Origin of the sequence: Protofrankia sp. CiP1_Cm_nod2 (assembly GCF_920664355.1) — a bacterium.
Lineage (GTDB): Bacteria > Actinomycetota > Actinomycetes > Frankiales > Frankiaceae > Protofrankia.
In genome coordinates this window covers 2,076-4,096 of record NZ_CAKKTL010000149.1, presented here as the reverse complement: position 1 = coordinate 4,096, position 2,021 = coordinate 2,076, and the positions used below count along the sequence as shown (strand labels likewise).

At 69.5% G+C, this 2,021-nt stretch carries 1 protein-coding gene; it reads right to left on the bottom strand.

Annotated features, from left to right (window positions below; translation table 11 throughout):
* Positions 1–42 precede the first annotated feature (42 nt).
* Positions 43–2,021 (bottom strand): (Fe-S)-binding protein (locus NBW84_RS16250; protein ID WP_250285589.1); only part of this gene is annotated, 1,979 nt, incomplete at its 5' end.

Below are 2,021 nucleotides of genomic sequence, written 5' to 3'. Positions count from 1 at the left end.
GGGCCGGTCTGTCGTCGCGGGAGGCGTCCTCGCGGCCCTCCGTCAGGAGGCGTCGGCGCCGGCCGGGACGGCCGGCGGTGCGGCCAGCGAGCGGGCCAGCAGCTGGGAGACGTCGAGCACCTCGACGCTCTCCTTCGCCCCGCCGGACTGCTTCTTCTCGGTGACGGCGTCGGTGAGCATGACGATGCAGAACGGGCAGGCGGTGGAGACGATGTCCGGGTCGAGGGCGAGCGCCTCGTCCACCCGCTCGACGTTGACCCGCTTGCCGATCTTCTCCTCCATCCACATCCGGGCGCCGCCGGCACCGCAGCAGAAGCCGCGCTCCTTGCAGCGGTGCATCTCCTGGCTGCGGACGCCGGGGATGCTGCCGAGGATCTCCCGGGGCGGGGTGTAGACCTCGTTGTGCCGGCCGAGGAAGCAGGGGTCGTGGTAGGTGACCGAGGAGTCCACCGGCTGGACGGGGACGAGTCTGCCCTCGTCGACAAGCCGGCCGAGCAGCTGGGTGTGGTGGATGACCTCGTACGCGCCGCCGAGCGCCGGGTACTCGTTGGCCAGGCTGTTGAAGCAGTGCGGGCAGGTGGCGACGATCTTCTTGGCGCCCGCCGCGTTGAGGACCTCGATGTTGGCCTTGGCCAGTTCCTGGAAGAGGTACTCGTTGCCGAGCCGGCGGGCGGGGTCACCGGTGCAGCTCTCGCCGGTACCGAGGATGGCGAAGGAGACGCCCGCGGTGTGCAGCAGCTCGGCGAAGGCCCGGGAGACCTTCTTGGCCCGGTCCTCGATGGCGCCGGCGCAGCCGACCCAGTACAGGTACTCCACGTCGTCCGGGATGGGCTCGCCGTCGTCGAGCACGCGGACCTCGAACGGCAGGCCCTCGGTCCACTCGGTGCGGATCCGGGGCGAGACGCCCCACGGGTTGCCGTTGTTCTCCAGGTTGCGCAGCATCACCCCGGCCTCGCTGGGGAACGACGACTCGATCATCACCTGGTAGCGGCGCATGTCGACGATGTGGTCGACGTGCTCGATGTCGACCGGGCACTGCTCCACGCACGCGCCGCAGTTGGTGCACGACCACAGCACGTCGGGGTCGATGACCCCGCCCTCGTCCTCGGTCCCGACCAACGGACGGTCGGCCTGCGGCTGGCCGGGCTCGGGAACCCGCCCGAACCCGGACTCTGGGACGTGGTGGACGGCGTGCCCGTTCGACGCCTCCGCGGCAGCGCCGGCGGCGGCTGGCGCGGCGTCCTCCCCCTCGCCGGACCCGTTGGCGGCGAGCAGGTACGGCGCCTTGGCGAACAGGTGGTCACGAAGATCCATGATCAGGATCTTCGGTGACAGCGGCTTGCCGGTGTTCCAGGCCGGGCACTGGCTCTGGCAGCGCCCGCACTCGGTGCAGGTGGAGAAGTCGAGCATCGCCTTCCAGGAGAAGTCCTCGATCTTGCCGACGCCGACGATCGGCTCGTCGGCCTCCATCAGGCTCTCGATGTCCGGGGTGCTGCCCAGCGCGCCCAGCGCCTTGGGCTCGCGCTTGAGGATGACGTTGACCGGCGCCAGGAAGATGTGCAGGTGCTTGGAGTAGGCGACCAGCACCAGGAAGCCCATGATGACGGCGATGTTGAGCAGCAGGAAGACCGTCTCGATGTGCTCGTTGGCCTTGTGGGAGAAGACGTCGAGCGGCCGGCTGACCAGGTAGGAGGCGAACGCCCACCTCGTGTCGCCCTGCGGGTGCGTGCCGGCGTTGAACTGGGCACCGCGCAGGACCAGGAGCGTGACCATCACCGAGGTGATCATCCCGAGGATGACCCAGGCCGGGCCGATGTGCGACCCGTAGAACCGCGACCTGCGCTCGAGCCGGGCAGGCGCGTTGCGCAGCCGGATGATCGTGAAGGCCAGCAGCCCCGCGAGGACCGCGACCGTGAAGAAGTCCTCGATGAAACCGATGGCGGCCCAGTGCCCGAACAGCGGGATGTGGAAGTCGTGGTCGAACAGCGCGCCGAACGCCTCGATGACGGTCAGCATGAGGA